Source organism: Streptococcus sp. KR (assembly GCF_002238115.1).
GTDB lineage: Bacteria > Bacillota > Bacilli > Lactobacillales > Streptococcaceae > Streptococcus.
This window is the reverse complement of record NZ_NGVM01000254.1, coordinates 1-277: the sequence shown is the minus strand read 5'-3', so window position 1 is coordinate 277 and position 277 is coordinate 1. Positions and strand designations below refer to the sequence as shown.

Annotated in this window: 1 pseudogene; it reads right to left on the bottom strand. The window is 38.3% G+C overall.

Annotation, left to right across the window (positions count from 1 at the left end):
- Positions 1-277, bottom strand: a pseudogene (locus tag CBI42_RS11825) (VirD4-like conjugal transfer protein, CD1115 family); the annotation flags it as partial.

The window sequence follows — 277 nt, the reverse complement described above, 5'->3', positions numbered from 1 at the left end:
ATGACAATCACATTTTTATTGAGCTGAACATTGTAGGCTAAGCGAAAGTTAAATAAGCCCATTTTAACTTGTTTTGAAAAAATCATATTCTTCTCAAAATCAACGTCTTCAAACCGTCTCATTTCCTTCAAAGTCGCAAAACGAGCACTACCTTGCTCTTCTCCCTGACGATATAAATTCTTATCCATAGAAGCATAGACAAGCAGTGGGAGGCCGAATCCGATCAACCCTGCATATAAGGCTCCTGAATCAAAGAAAACACCAAAAGAGAAGCGTT